Source organism: Desulfobacter sp., assembly GCA_028768525.1.
GTDB lineage: Bacteria > Desulfobacterota > Desulfobacteria > Desulfobacterales > Desulfobacteraceae > Desulfobacter.
Window position 1 is genome coordinate 833,435 of sequence record CP054837.1, and the last position, 14,066, is coordinate 847,500.

Consider the following 14,066-nt stretch of genomic DNA (forward strand, 5'->3'; position numbering starts at 1 on the left):
ATCATATGGAAATAAAACTGCTTGACCAGATATTTGACCAAGATCCCATCCGGGAAGATTCAATTGACGTCCCCGATTGCTTCGGGGAATACGATAAAAAAAACAAACTTTGTTTAGGCCATTGCGCCATCGCCATCAAATGCTGCGTCACCCAGGCCCAGCACCCTAAAACAGATTTGCTTGAAAAACTTTTGAGTTATAACGATTATTCGGTAAAGCCCAATTAGAAGGAATAAGGGCTTAAAAGAAAAGCGCGGCCACGGGACAGCCGCTTCCTGAGTAGCAATCTGTCAGGAAAATATTTTGCCCGGATTAAGGATATTCTGGGGATCAAATACCTTTTTGATCCCCTTCATCAGGGCAAGCTCCCCTGCCCCGATCTCCCTGGTCAGATACTTCATCTTTGTGATCCCCACCCCATGTTCTCCGGTGATGGTTCCCCCCAGCTCCAGCGTTACGCCAAACAGTCTATCCACCGCTTCATGGGCCCTTTTATTCTGGTCCGGATCGGTTTTATCGTACATGATATTGCAGTGGATATTACCGTCGCCGGCGTGGCCGAAGGCCACCACTGTGAGGCCGGAACGCTTTTGAATATCCCGGACGGCATCCACCATGTCCGGTATTTTTGAAATAGGCACCACGATATCTTCATTAATTTTATGGGGAGCAATTTTAAAAAGAACCGGGGAAAGTGATTTTCTTGCCTGCCAGAGGGCGGCGGTTTCTTCCGGGGTTCCGGCCATTATCACTGCCAGGGCCCCCTGGTTTTCCATGCAGAAGGATTTAATGGCGCCGGCATCGTTTTCCACCCCCTCGGCACTGCCGTCCAGCTCGATGATGAGCATGGCCGCAGTCAGCTCCGGAAGTTCAAACGACAATTTGTCCCGGACAAGGGAAAGGGAAACCTCATCCAGATACTCCACGCACCTGGGGACCACGGCATGCTTAATGATGGCAGACACGGTCTGTGCCGCCTTCTCGGTGCTGTCAAAAAACACGGCCATGGTTTTAACGGCGGCCGGCTTGGGTAAAAGTCTGAGCGTAATCTGAGTGACCAGCGCCAGGGTACCTTCGGATCCGACAATGAGGCGGGTCAGATCATATCCGGCAACCCCTTTCGCCGTTGACACACCGGTCTCTATGATTTCCCCCGTGGGGAGTACCGCCCGGAGTCCCAGCACATAGTCCCGGGTGACCCCGTACTTCACCGCCCTGGGCCCGCCGGCGCATTCCCCGACATTGCCGCCGATGGTGCATACAGCAGAGGATGCCGGATCCACCGGATAAAACAATCCCCGGGATTCCACTGCCCGGTGGAGGTCCGCAACGATGACACCGGGTTCCACCCTTGCGGTGAAGTTACGGTCGTCAATTTCAACGATCCGGTTCATCCGGCCGGTGGAAACCACCAGCCCGCCCTTCACCGGTACGGCGCCGCCGGTCATGCCGGAACCGCTCCCCCTGGGAATGACGGGAAGGCCTTCCCTCCCTGCCAATTTAAAAATTTCGGAAATCTGCGATTCGGTGTCCGGAAAAAGAACAGTATCGGGCAGATGTGACCGGCCCGTGGCATCATAGGAATAAACCAGCCGCTCTTCTTCTCCGGTCGAGACCTGCTCCGGGCCCAGAATTGCCTTTAAGGCCTTCAGGGCCTGGGAGGAGACAGGCATTTAAAACTTCCCGGTTTCCAGTTTTTTGGACAGGTAATTGATCTGTTCGTAGATCTGGCCCCTGCGCTTTATTTCCTTTTCAATGGCATTCACTGAATAGATGGCCGTAGCATGGTATTTTTTAAAGCTGGAGCCGATTTTTTTGATGGGCTGGTCCGTATACCGCTTGGCCAAAAACATGGCCACCTGGCGGGGTTTTACAATGCGCTGTTTCCTGGATTTGGAAATGATGTCCTCTTCGGTAATGGAAAACTCATTGCAGACCATTTTTTTGATCAGGTCAATGGTGATGCTCTTGCGACTTCGGGTCATGTTCTCCAACACGCTTTTGGCAAGATCGATATCAATGTTTTTCCCCATAAGCTGGCCTTTGGCGACCACGCCGAACATTCCGCTTTCCAACTGGCGCACATCGTCGCAGAGTTCCTGGGCAATATATTCGCTCACATTGGTGGGGAGTACACACCCCATGCCCCTGGATTTTTTGTCCAGGATTTTAATCCGGGTATCAAAGTCCGGCGCCTGGATTTCAGTTACCAGCCCCATGTTCAGCCTGGACTTGAGGTTGACATTGAGCTTGGGAATTTCATCAGGCCGTTCGCAGCCGGAGAAAATAATCTTTTTATCGGCGTCCAGAAGGTAATCCAAAGTCATTGCTAATTCCTTCTGAGTGGCTGTTTTACCGGACAAAAAGTGAATATCCTCTAAAATGAGGACATCGCATTTCTGGCGATATTTTTCCTTAAACCGGTCAATGACATTGTTTTTAAGGGAAAATATCATTTCATTGGTAAAATCCTCGGCCGTAACGTAGTACACCCTGTTGGCCTGGGAATTGGCAATGATATGGTGGCCGACGGCCTGGGACAAGTGGCTTTTGCCCAATCCGGTCTTGCTCAGCAGATAGAGGATCCCGGTTCCGTTGATCCGCCCTTGGGCCAGGGACAGAGAGGCTGAATAGGCAAAATTGGAGTTATCGCCCACAACAAAATCATCAAAGGTAAAATTCTTTTTAAGCATCCGCCCGCTGTGGAAGGTTGGATCCATGCCGGGCAGCATGGGTTGCTCCATTGCGGAGACTTTGGGGGACGGCCGCCCCACGGCCGACCGGGCTGGAAAAAATCCTTTGGAGCGCTCTGTGGACTTGGCTTTTGCCGAACTTTCCTTAGAATTCGCCTTTTTGCTGTGGGTCTTGAATTCAACCTGGACTTGACGGCCCAGTCTGGAAAACTCCCGTTCAATGCTTCCCCGGTAATTTTCCTTAAGCCGGCGCATGGAAAACTCATTTGGGGCAGAGAGGGTAATATGGTCTGAATCGTGATCAAGAAGAGCGACGGGTTCGATCCACATTCTATAGCAGTGGTCAGGTACAGAACTTTTAATTTCAGATTTAACTTGTTTCCAGAACGACTCCATTAGTTATACACAAAAACCTTCCGATAAAAAAACAGCACCACAAACAACGGGAAACTGCCTTGATGGGATTAATAAAAAAAATGATTCATAATGACGTAAATAAAATTTAGCTATTTTTTTATTCGAATAAAATTTTGCGGTCAACTGGAATAAGAATGGTTAGCGCCCTGTTAGTTTCGCATTTGGTATATTTTTTCAACCCACTGATTTTACCCGATATTTTTTGTGAAACATGGTTTTTCCCCTAAAATTTCAGACAGTTCGGCAACCATCTATTTTTCAAGGGAATTTTTCATGGTCAATACTTTTCTTTTAAAAATTCCATTTTTTTTTACTTCCATTTACTCTGATTTGCTTCGATTTACTCCAATTTAAATAAAAACGACTACATTTTTTTAAAACTCAAAATCATGGTGGTTTCACAATTTACTCACTTAAATTTATTTACACCTCCCCCGTGCAATAGTATATTCACCCTTTATACCCCTGAATCAATTAACCTAAACCATAAAACGATATACACATGACTCATTTCAAGACCGGATCGGCCAGACCAGTGATCGGCCTCACCATGGGCGACCCCGCAGGTATAGGGCCGGAAATTCTTATCAAAGCCCTGTCGGACAAACACATCATGCAGATCTGCAGGCCTGTGGTCATCGGCGATAAGGCCGTACTGAACAAGGCCATTCAACTGACGGACAGTGCCCTCACCCTGTATAACATTGACCAGCCGGAGCGCTTTACCCAAGCCCACAACCGGCTCAGCCTCATCCCGGTGTCAAACTTAACGCCGGAAGACACCCTTGCCATCCCCCCCACAGCCCGGACCGGTAAAGCCATGGAGGCCTATATACTCAAAGGAACGGATCTGGCCATTGCCGGTGAAATTGATGCCCTTGTCACGGGTCCCATTACCAAAACCGGGCTAAAGGCTGCCGGATCCAGGTTCCATGGCCATACCGAGCTCATCGCCCACAGAACCGGCACCGCCAAGTTTGCCATGATGATGGCAGGCAGTCGTCTTAAGGTGGTCCTGGCCACCATTCATATTCCCTTGGCCCGGGTGCCCCAGGACCTGACCACCGACACCATCCTGAAAATCATTGATCTCACCCACGGGGCCTTGGCCGGCAGATTCGGAATTCCATCTCCGAGGCTGGCCGTGGCCGGATTAAATCCCCATGCCGGGGAAGAGGGAATGTTCGGCAATGAAGAAGAGACCATTGTCCGCCCCGCCGTGGCGGCGGCCCTGGCAAAAGGATACAATGTCCAAGGTCCCCTGCCACCGGATACCGTTTTTTTCAATGCCGTTCAGGGACGGTTCGACGCCGTGGTCTGCCTCTACCATGACCAGGGACTGATTCCCTTCAAAATGACCCATTTCAAGGACGGGGTCAACACCACCATCGGACTGCCCATCATCCGCACATCCGTGGACCACGGCACAGCCTATGATATCGCCTGGCAGAATAAGGCAGATGAAACAAGCCTCAAGGAGGCCATTAAAATGGCTGTACTCCAGGCCGGCAACCGGAGCCGGGAAAGCACCAAATGACCGGTGATAAAATCATCATACGCGGAGCCCGGGAACACAACCTGAAAAACGTGGATGTAACAATTCCCAAAAACAGCCTCACCGTTGTGACCGGACTCTCCGGTTCCGGAAAATCCACCCTGGCCTTTGACACCCTCTATGCCGAGGGGCAGCGACGGTATGTGGAATCCCTGTCCACCTACGCCAGGCAGTTCCTGGGCCAGATGGACAAGCCCGATGTGGACGCCATTGACGGACTTTCCCCGGCCATATCCATTGAACAGAAAACCGCCAGCCACAATCCCAGATCCACGGTGGGCACGGTCACTGAAATCTATGATTATCTTCGGCTGCTCTTTGCCCGGGTGGGCCGTCCCCACTGCCATAAGTGCGGAAACCCCATCGCCGGAGCCTCCATCGACCAGATCAAGGATAAGCTGCTGGGAACAGAGACCATGGCCGACGGGGAAAAAATCATGGTGCTTTCGCCATTGGCCGCAGCTCGCAAGGGCAGCCATGAGCAGCTGATTCTGGAGATGCGCAAACAAGGCTTTGCAAGGCTGAGGGTGAACGGGACCCTTTACCGCATGGAGGACCTGCCGGCACTGGACAAAAATAAGGCACACACCATTGAGGTCATCGTGGACCGGCTGCTGCTCAAGCCTGGAATTGAAAACCGCCTCACCGACTCCATGGAAACAGCCCTGACCCTCTCCGGCGGTCAGGTCCTCATTGTAAACCTGGACCGGAAATCCGAGACCCTGTTCAGTGAAAAGGCCGCCTGCATCAACTGCGGCATCTCCTACCCTGAATTTACCCCGGCATCGTTCTCGTTCAACTCCCCCCAGGGGGCCTGCCCCCACTGCGACGGGCTGGGATATACCACAGAATTCGATCCCGACCTGATTGTACCCGACACGCATATCTCTTTGCGGGAAGGTGCGGTACTGCCCTGGGCCAATAAGGATTCCGTCCAGCATATGGAATTTCTGGATGCCCTAGTCACCCATTACAAGGAAGATATCTATAAGCCCTTCAAGGCCCTTTCCCCCAAATTCCAAAAGGTGGTTTTCAACGGGTCTAAAAAAGAGGAAATCCCCTTTTACGTGGAACGGGCCGGAAAAAAGATCACCTATAAAAAGGTATTCGAAGGGGTGATTCCTAACCTGAAACGCCGATTTCGCGAAACCGGATCGGCTTCTGTACGGGAAGAGATCAAACAGTATATGGGATTCAAGGCCTGCCCCAAATGCACGGGTTCCCGGCTCAATCCGGCATCCGCCGCCGTGCGGGTGGCAGATGTGCGGATCTGGGAAATCTCAGCCATGTCAGTAACGCAGGCGGGCCGGTTTATTTCAGCCATGACCCTTGACGGCAAAGAAAAAGTCATTGCCGACGCCATAATCCGTGAATTGGTCCAGCGCATGGCCTTTCTGGAGGATGTGGGCCTGGATTACCTCACTCTGGACCGGTCCGCCGCCACCCTCTCCGGCGGAGAAAGCCAGCGGATACGCTTGGCCACCCAGATCGGCTCCAAACTCACCGGGGTCCTCTATGTGCTGGATGAGCCCAGCATCGGACTGCACCAGCGGGACAATGCCCGGCTGCTCAACACCCTCATGCACCTTAAAAAACTGGGCAATACCGTCCTTGTGGTGGAACATGACGAAGACACCATCATGGCCTCGGACCATGTGATTGATGTGGGCCCCGGGGCCGGAGTCAACGGCGGACAAATCGTCTTTTCAGGACCGCCGGAAGCCTTGCTGAAAGATGAAGACTCGCTGACGGGCCAATACTTATCCGGCAGAAGAAAAATCGACATTCCCCCGCATCGGCGCAAGGGAAATGGAAAGACCCTGACGGTAACAGGCGCCTGCGCCAACAACCTGAAAAAACTGGATGTCCCCTTTCCCCTGGGCTGTTTTACCTGTGTCACAGGGGTATCGGGCTCAGGGAAATCCACCCTGGTCCTTTCCACCCTCTACCAGGCCCTGGCCAGCCGGATCAACCGGTCGGGGAAACCCGTTGGATCCCATAAAGCCATTGAAGGCATTGAACATCTGGACAAGGTCATCCACATTGACCAGTCACCCATCGGCAAAACGCCCCGCTCCAATCCAGGCACCTACACCGGGGTGTTCACCCATATCCGGGATCTCTTTGCCAAGACCCCTGACGCCAGGGCACGGGGCTACAAGCCAGGCCGCTTTAGTTTCAATATCAAAGGGGGACGGTGCGAGGCCTGCACAGGAGACGGAATTGTTAAAATTGAAATGCATTTTCTCCCGGATGTCTACGTGGCCTGCGATGTGTGCAAAGGACGCCGGTACAACCGGGAAACCCTGGAAATAAAATACAAGGGAAAAAATATTGCCCAGGTAATGGATATGACCATCAACCAGGCCGTGGTCTTTTTCGATAAAGTGGCCGCCATCCGGAACACCCTGGCCACCCTTGTGGAAACGGGACTGGGATACATCAAGCTGGGCCAGGCAGCCACCACCCTTTCGGGCGGGGAAGCCCAGCGTATCAAACTGGCCAGGGAATTGTCCAAACGCAGCACAGGGCGGACCATATACATCCTGGATGAGCCCACCACGGGGCTTCACTCAGACGACATCAGACGGCTGCTGGCAGTGCTGGACCGGCTTGTGGATGCCGGCAACACCGTGGTGGTCATTGAGCACAACCTGGATGTGATCAAATGCGCCGACCATATTATTGACCTGGGCCCGGAAGGCGGGGACAAGGGCGGCAGTATCGTGGCACGGGGGACCCCCGAGGAAGTGGCAGGAAACCCCAAATCCCACACCGGATTCTACCTGGCAAAAATTCTAAACATCTAAGGGGGCGGCCGTAAAAAGGGCCTAGCTCTTGCCGTGCTGATTGAGCATGGATATATAGGGACCGAACAATGCCTCGTGCCCTTTTACCCCCTTTTGGAACACCTGGGCAAAATGGGGGAGCTCCCGGGTGTTGACCACCAGGTTGGCGTTGAGGGTCAGGGCCTCAAGGTCATAAAGGGTGCGCACCTCCTGCCCGACCAGGGTATAGAAGATATTCCGCCGGCGGTTCATGCTCATTGCAGACATAAACTTATGGAAATCATGCACCTCCACCGGCCCGTCCTCGTACCCCGTGAAATACACGACCACATCATAGGTTTTAAAACGCTGTCCGGCAACGGCTTCATCCACATTTTCCGGGCAATGAATCTGAAGATTCCGCTCTTGGAGAACCCCAGATACCTGATCCAGAACGGCAGGATCATTGATCAGGACCATTGCTGTGGGCACATCCTCCAGCACCTGTTCCCCCTCCTGGTTCCCCGATGAGAGCCAGGAAATATCCGGGGCCTCCGGCGGCGTCACCGGCGGTGAGGGCCTTGGGACTGCTTCACGGGACTTATCAGCCAGCGTCCCGTCCTTATTTATTTCAATTGGGGTACGGCATTTCGGGCAGCCGAACTTCAAGGCACGCCCCTGGGGCAGTTTGGCCAGGGCCTGTTTGAATTTCTCCATTTGGGGCTGTGAAAATTTCAAAGGCTGGTCACAATGGGGGCATTGGGATATCATGACGGCACCTCCCCGTTCTCTTCGGTATCCTTTTCTTCCTTCCAGTCAATGGTCAACCCTTCAATCCCCGAGGTTTTTTCTCCCTTTTCGCGTTTGAGTACATCCATGCCCTGGGCGAGAACATTTTTATGAGAGGCATAGGAAAAGGCCGTTTCCTCGGTGATGATGTCCGCCTTATACAATTCCAGGATGTGCTGGTCAAAGGTCTGCATCCCGAAGGCGGTGGAATTGGAAATGACCTCGTGGATGGTTTTGCCTTCGGATTCGCCGTTAAGAATGATATCGTTGATGCGCAGGTTCATGCCCATAATTTCCAGGGCGGCTACCCGCCCGCCCGAGGATCTGGGCAGCAGGCGCTGGCAGACAATGTACCGGATAGTGTCTGCCAGCCTGGCCCGGACCTGGGGCTGCTCTTCCTGGTCAAACATACCGAGGATACGGTTAATGGTCTGGCCGGCATCCACAGTGTGGAGGGTGGAAAGAACCAGATGGCCGGTTTCGGCCGCAGAGAGGCCGATTTCCATGGTTTCCCGGTCCCGCATCTCCCCCACCAGAATGACTTTGGGGGCCTGGCGCAAAGCCGCCCGCAAGCCCGTTGGAAAGGTGTCAAAATCATTCCCCAGTTCGCGCTGGTTGAATGTGGCTTTTTTATGGGGATGGACAAATTCCACCGGGTCCTCCAGAGTGACCACGTGCAGGGACTTTTCCTCATTAATCTGATTGAGCAGGGCAGCCAGGGTGGTGGATTTACCCGACCCGGTGGCGCCAGTCACCAGTATGAGCCCGTTTTTTTCCTCACCCATTTTCCTGAAAATAGGGGGAAGACCCAATTTCTCGATGCTGGGGATGGTGGTTTCAAGCTTTCTCAGGATGGTGGTCAGATGATTTTTCTGTTTAAAGATATTAACCCTGAACCGGGCTTTGTTTCCGAGCCAATAGGAAAGATCGCAAGAGCCGGTCCTCACCAGGTCTTCCAAAAGCCTCGGATCTCCGTTAATCAAATTCAATGCAAACACCTCGGCCTGGAAAGGGGAGAGTTCACTTACGGGCGGGGATACAGCGACATCGGTAAGCTGTCCCGAAGTCTCCACCTGTAAAGATTTTCCCACGGTCACATTGAGATCAGACACATTCTCAAATGTTTCCAGCATACAGGTGATCCAATAATCAATTTCAGGCTGTTTCATGGCCCTCTTCCTTTTATTGGGTGACAAATTTTAGTTACGATTTTAAAGTATTGCGAATTAAAAATTTTTACCACAGCTTCTGGGCGAAAAGCAAGGATGGATTTATGGATGCGGCATCAGTCCTGAAGGGTGCAGATATCAGAATCGCAGGGACAGGCACCGTCAATCCAGCAGGCAAAGGAAATCTTGGCGGCCTTATCGGCCAATTGCGGGGAAACAGGTTCTGGCAATTGGGGAAGAGACTGCACCCAGGGATCTTCAATCCCCGGGATATCGCGAAGTCCTTGGCCTTTAACCACTCCGGTGGCACCGCAGATGACCTCGGCGTCCTCTCCGTTGGTTGTCACGACCACCGGAATCTGGTAGGGAAAAAGGATTCGCGACAGGGCTATATTGGACAGGCGCCGGGTCACAAGGGACCCGGGCGCATATTTAATCATCATTACAGCAGAGTTCTGCCTGGATATGACAAAATCAATTTTGAGTGTGGCCCGGCGCCCCCCGACACGGATGATCACCTCACGATTTTTCTCGATATCCGCTTTATCATACCCAAGGGTCTCGACAAGCAATCTGGCCAGTTTCTGCCGGTATCGCTCATCGTGGGTATCGGGCAGGATCTCGCCACTGAGATAATCTGTCAGCTCGCCCATTACCAGGTGATGGGGATTTTTTTCCATGATCTCTCTCTTTTCTAAGCCACAATAAGGTCCACAAATTCAGGGGGCTTCCCATCTTTCATCTGAACCAGTCCCCTGTTGGAAAGTCGAAGTTCTCCAAGGACAACCAATCCCAAAAGGCTGAGGGTCATTTCAAATGATGGGTGGGAGCAGCCGATGTCCGCCATGGCCCGTTCAACCCTCTTTACCGATGCGGCAGCCGTTTCAACGGTTTCCAGGCTCATCAATCCCCCAAGCGGAAGGGGCAGGTGTGCCAAAACCCTGCCGGATTCAACCACAGCCAGGCCGCCCTTGGAGGCGATCAGCGTATTGGCGGCCAATGCCATGGCCTCATCATCCATTCCCACCACCAAAAGATTATGGCAGTCATGGGAAACCGTAGAGGCATACGCGGTGCCTGGTTTGAATCCGGTACCGGAAACCAGTCCCAATGCTCTTTTTTTCGGAGGAGGATTATCGCCCAATTTATGGCGGTAAAACATGGCCGCTTTGGCAATATCCTGTTCAGGGTCGGCTTGGATCATCCCCTTATTAACAGATACCTTCATCTCTCGGGAAAAAGTGTGCACCCTTCCCGGCACCAATTCAATCACCCGGGCTGTTGCAGAGAGTGAAGACGCGCAGGATATCTGAAAATCTTCGCTGGATAAAGGGTCCAGGCAGACGGTGTTCACAGCCCAATCCGGGTACTGAAAAGCGGGAATATCCTTTATCATTCGCCCTTTCTCAGCCACGAGTTTTCCATCTGAATATACCTGATCAATGGTAAACTCTGACAAAGAGTCCACCACAAGGATATCCGCAGCACGGCCCGGTGTAATAGAACCGATCCATTGGGTTTGTTCAAGAAGCTGAGCCGCATTTATGGTCACCATCTGAAGCGCTGTTATGGGATTCAGCCCCAGGCTGACGGCCTTTCTCAGAACCCGGATAAGATGCCCCTCTTCGGCAATGGTAGCTGGGGTCACATCGTCAGTGACCAGAGTGAAAAAACGGGTGTCAAGTCCAGGGTTTTCAGTAATGGCAGTAATCAGGTTCGGGAGATCTAACCAGGCACTGCCATATCGTTGCTGAACATACATTCCCAGTTGCGCTCTTGCCAATGCACCTTGGGCCGTAGTGGTTTCATGGTCAGCCATCAGCCCCGACGCAATATAAGCATTCAAACCGCCCCCAAGGTCCTCTCCGGCATAATGACCGGTAAGTGCCTTGCCAGCTTTAAGCCCGTGACCGGTTATCCGGTGGACCTCTTCATCACCAAATATCACACCGGGGAAATTCATCTGCTCGCCCTGTAGAAAAGCCAATCCCTCTTTATAGGCTTCGGCCACGTCCTCCGGCCCTATGGCGGCCCCGGCATCCTCCATTCCTGGAAGAGAAGGCACACAGACAGGCATTGCCGTAAGCACTTTTAGGGGCAGATTCGCAGCGCTCTCCTTAAACAGCCTGAGAGCATCCATACCCAAAACATTTGTAATTTCGTGAATATCGGGACAAATGGTCGTTGTGCCGTGGGGCAGTACGCCGGCGGCAAATGCCGGCAGATCAACCATGGAGCTTTCAACATGCATGTGTGAATCAATCAGCCCGGGGCAAAGGAATTTCCCGTTGACATCTACCACTGTGGTGTTTTCATCTGTTTTGATATGGCTGCAGTCCCCGACCATGACAATAAATCCCTGGGAAACAGCAATATCACTGGAACGTACCCGTGCGGTACAGACATCTACCAGACGCCCTCCCCTGATAATGAGATCTGCCGCTTTCTGTCCCATGGCTGCGGCTGCCAAATCCCGGGTTATCAAATGCCGTTTTGATATGGTCATTTTTTTTACACTCCCTGAAAAACTCTATTAACGTCCCTGCCGATGGATACTTTATCATTATATGGTATCTGGCCATGTAATTGCTATTGGAAAATAAAAAAAGCCCTGACCATTCGCTGTGAATGATCAGGGCTTTTGAAGAATAATCCGGCAGCGTTCTACTCTCCCACACAGTCTCCCATGCAGTACCATCGACGCTAAGGCACTTAACTTCCGTGTTCGAGATGGGAACGGGTGTGACCACCTTGCCATTGCCACCGGATTAAATCGGGTTGGATCCGCAGCTTCAGATTGGGGTAAACTTGCGTGCTGCTTGTATCCAAAATTCGTTTAATTCGTTGTAGTAATATCTATGGCAAAGTAAATTTTAGTGAATTTCGAGGCGCAAGCATTAATTTTAAATAAGGTGTAGTGGACTACCCCGTTTTAAAATTGATGCGTAGCAACGAAGAAATTCGCAAAATTTACGCAGACATCAAAGCGTCTAAATTTATTCGTGGAAAAAAGTGGCTAAGCCTCACGACCTATTAGTACCGGTAAGCTGAACATGTTACCATGCTTACACACCCGGCCTATCAACCTTGTAGTCTTCAAGGGGTCTTCAGTCAAATGATGGGATATCTAATCTTGAAGTTGGCTTCCCGCTTAGATGCTTTCAGCGGTTATCCGTACCCAACTTGGCTACCCAGCAATGCCCCTGGCGGAACAACTGGAACACCATTGGTTGGTCCATTCCGGTCCTCTCGTACTAGGAACAGATCTCCTCAAATATCCTACGCCCACGAAAGATAGGGACCAAACTGTCTCACGACGTTTTAAACCCAGCTCACGTACCACTTTAATTGGCGAACAGCCAAACCCTTGGGACCTGCTCCAGCCCCAGGATGTGATGAGCCGACATCGAGGTGCCAAACCGCCCCGTCGATGTGAACTCTTGGGGGCGATAAGCCTGTTATCCCCGGCGTACCTTTTATCCGTTGAGCGACGGCCCTTCCATTCAGAACCGCCGGATCACTAAGACCTACTTTCGTACCTGCTCGAAATGTCTCTCTCGCAGTCAAGCTCCCTTATGCCTTTGCACTCTACGGCTGGTTTCCAATCAGCCTGAGGGAACCTTCGCGCGCCTCCGTTACTCTTTGGGAGGCGACCGCCCCAGTCAAACTACCCACCAGACACTGTCCCAAGCCCGGGTCACGGGCCGTGGTTAGAACACTGAAATATGAAGGGTGGTATTTCAAGGGTGACTCCACACACTCTGGCGAGCATGCTTCCAAGTCTCCCACCTATCCTGCACATCATATCCCAAAATCCAATGTCAAGCTGTAGTAAAGGTGCCGGGGTCTTTCCGTCTTTTCGCGGGTAGACGGTATCTTCACCGCCATTCCAATTTCGCTGAGTCTCTGGTTGAGACAGTGTGGAAGTCGTTACGCCATTCGTGCAGGTCGGAACTTACCCGACAAGGAATTTCGCTACCTTAGGACCGTTATAGTTACGGCCGCCGTTTACCGGGGCTTCAGTTCAGTGCTTCGCCGAAGCTAACAAATCCCCTTAACCTTCCGGCACCGGGCAGGCGTCAGACCCTATACCTCGTCTTGCGACTTTGCAGAGTCCTATGTTTTTAGTAAACAGTCGCTACCACCAATTCTCTGCGGCCCTCAACCGCTTAATGTGTATACAAATCACAGTCAAGGGCATACCTTCTCCCGAAGTTACGGTATCATTTTGCCGAGTTCCTTAACCAGAGTTCTCTCAAGCGCCTCGGGATACTCTCCCTGCCTACCTGTGTCGGTTTACGGTACGATCACCTGTTATCTCGATAGAGGCTTTTCTTGGCAGCATGGGATCAGTCAGTTTATGGCTCTAAGAGCCTCCTCATCACTTCTCGGCCGTATAAAATCCCGGATTTGCCTGGGATTTAAGCCTACGAGCTTGAACCGCCTATTCCAACAGACGGATGACCTACCCTCCTGCGTCCCCCCTTCTCTCAAACGATAACTGGGTGGTACAGGAATATTAACCTGTTTTCCATCGACTACGCCTTTCGGCCTCGCCTTAGGGATCGACTAACCCTGAGCAGATTAGCTTTACTCAGGAAACCTTGGGCTTACGGCGAGCGGGCCTCTCACCCGCTTTATCGCTACTCATGTCAGCATGGGCACTTGTGCAATC

At 52.1% G+C, this 14,066-nt stretch carries 9 protein-coding genes and 2 rRNA genes (1 of these 11 cut by a window edge); 3 read left to right on the top strand and 8 right to left on the bottom strand.

The features are described 5' to 3' along the window. Positions 1-5: 5 nt before the first annotated feature. Positions 6-227, top strand: coding sequence for a hypothetical protein (locus tag HUN04_03725; GenBank protein WDP88891.1), 222 nt, complete (start codon positions 6-8; stop codon positions 225-227). A 63-nt stretch (positions 228-290) separates the two neighbouring features. Here HUN04_03725 and HUN04_03730 read toward each other — a convergent pair whose 3' ends face one another. Beyond that, positions 291-1,673, bottom strand: coding sequence for an FAD-binding protein (locus tag HUN04_03730; protein WDP88892.1), 1,383 nt, complete (start codon positions 1,671-1,673; stop codon positions 291-293). After that, positions 1,674-3,089 (bottom strand): chromosomal replication initiator protein DnaA, encoded by a 1,416-nt coding sequence (dnaA, locus tag HUN04_03735; protein ID WDP88893.1) that lies wholly within the window; start codon positions 3,087-3,089, stop codon positions 1,674-1,676. It lies immediately after the preceding gene. A 523-nt stretch (positions 3,090-3,612) separates the two neighbouring features. On the opposite strand from dnaA, the gene pdxA reads away from it, so the two are divergent. Both pdxA and uvrA read left to right on the top strand, forming a co-directional pair. Beyond that, complete coding sequence (pdxA, locus tag HUN04_03740) at positions 3,613-4,647, top strand: 4-hydroxythreonine-4-phosphate dehydrogenase PdxA (protein ID WDP88894.1); 1,035 nt, start codon at positions 3,613-3,615, stop codon at positions 4,645-4,647. Further along, positions 4,644-7,475, top strand: a complete 2,832-nt coding sequence (gene uvrA / locus HUN04_03745; protein WDP88895.1) for an excinuclease ABC subunit UvrA — start codon at positions 4,644-4,646, stop codon at positions 7,473-7,475. Before pdxA ends, uvrA begins: the two co-directional genes overlap by 4 nt. Positions 7,476-7,496: 21 nt before the next feature. Here uvrA and HUN04_03750 read toward each other — a convergent pair whose 3' ends face one another. From HUN04_03750 to HUN04_03775, 6 genes are all read right to left on the bottom strand, one after another. Then, on the bottom strand, positions 7,497-8,204 hold the full coding sequence (locus HUN04_03750; GenBank protein WDP88896.1) for a hypothetical protein: 708 nt from the start codon (positions 8,202-8,204) through the stop codon (positions 7,497-7,499). Beyond that, positions 8,201-9,391: a PilT/PilU family type 4a pilus ATPase gene (locus tag HUN04_03755; protein WDP88897.1), complete on the bottom strand. Its 1,191-nt coding sequence runs from the start codon at positions 9,389-9,391 to the stop codon at positions 8,201-8,203. Before HUN04_03755 ends, HUN04_03750 begins: the two co-directional genes overlap by 4 nt. A gap of 116 nt (positions 9,392-9,507) precedes the next feature. Then, a complete protein-coding gene (locus HUN04_03760) occupies positions 9,508-10,071 on the bottom strand; it encodes a type I restriction enzyme HsdR N-terminal domain-containing protein (GenBank protein WDP88898.1) in 564 nt (187 codons plus the stop codon). Between the two features lie 14 nt (positions 10,072-10,085). Further along, the gene (locus tag HUN04_03765; GenBank protein WDP88899.1) at positions 10,086-11,897 is read right to left on the bottom strand and encodes an adenine deaminase; all 1,812 of its coding nucleotides are present in this window, start codon (positions 11,895-11,897) and stop codon (positions 10,086-10,088) included. A 145-nt stretch (positions 11,898-12,042) separates the two neighbouring features. Continuing rightward, a 5S ribosomal RNA gene (gene rrf, locus HUN04_03770) occupies positions 12,043-12,159 on the bottom strand. Positions 12,160-12,396: 237 nt separating this feature from the next. Beyond that, positions 12,397-14,066 (bottom strand): 23S ribosomal RNA (locus HUN04_03775) (it continues 1,323 nt past the right edge of the window).

Bases quoted from the DNA above. Each gene is read 5' to 3' on its own strand.
- HUN04_03725 (WDP88891.1), top strand. From the start codon at position 6: ATGGAAATAAAACTGCTTGACCAGATATTTGACCAAGATCCCATCCGG.
- HUN04_03730 (WDP88892.1), bottom strand. From the start codon at position 1,673: ATGCCTGTCTCCTCCCAGGCCCTGAAGGCCTTAAAGGCAATTCTGGGC.
- dnaA (WDP88893.1), bottom strand. From the start codon at position 3,089: ATGGAGTCGTTCTGGAAACAAGTTAAATCTGAAATTAAAAGTTCTGTA.
- pdxA (WDP88894.1), top strand. From the start codon at position 3,613: ATGACTCATTTCAAGACCGGATCGGCCAGACCAGTGATCGGCCTCACC.
- uvrA (WDP88895.1), top strand. From the start codon at position 4,644: ATGACCGGTGATAAAATCATCATACGCGGAGCCCGGGAACACAACCTG.
- HUN04_03750 (WDP88896.1), bottom strand. From the start codon at position 8,204: ATGATATCCCAATGCCCCCATTGTGACCAGCCTTTGAAATTTTCACAG.
- HUN04_03755 (WDP88897.1), bottom strand. From the start codon at position 9,391: ATGAAACAGCCTGAAATTGATTATTGGATCACCTGTATGCTGGAAACA.
- HUN04_03760 (WDP88898.1), bottom strand. From the start codon at position 10,071: ATGGAAAAAAATCCCCATCACCTGGTAATGGGCGAGCTGACAGATTAT.
- HUN04_03765 (WDP88899.1), bottom strand. From the start codon at position 11,897: ATGACCATATCAAAACGGCATTTGATAACCCGGGATTTGGCAGCCGCA.